The following is a 233-nucleotide window of genomic DNA, read 5'->3' as shown; positions in this document are numbered from 1 at the left end:
CGCCCAGCCAGGTGTGGTGCGAGGAACTCATGGGACGGGCTCAGTGGCGGCGGTTGCTGCAAAGCATACGCGTTCAGCGGCGTTCAAATCGACCGTTGATTGATCCGTTCAGAGAGCGCCTGCGCATCCTCCTTGCGCTCGGAATAGCGCTGCACCAGGTCCGGACGCTCACGCACCAGCAGGGTGAACTTGATCAGTTCCTCCATGACATCCACGACCCGATCATATAGAGC

The 233-nt window shown here is 60.1% G+C and carries 1 pseudogene; it reads right to left on the bottom strand.

What is annotated here, in order from left to right:
* Positions 1-83 precede the first annotated feature (83 nt).
* A pseudogene (locus MTCD1_RS20400) lies at positions 84-233 on the bottom strand (arsenical resistance protein ArsH); the annotation flags it as partial.

The organism is Colwellia marinimaniae, from assembly GCF_002207865.1.
Lineage (GTDB): Bacteria > Pseudomonadota > Gammaproteobacteria > Enterobacterales > Alteromonadaceae > Colwellia > Colwellia marinimaniae.
Note: the sequence above shows the minus strand (reverse complement) of the source record. Positions and strands in the feature narration are given on the sequence as shown.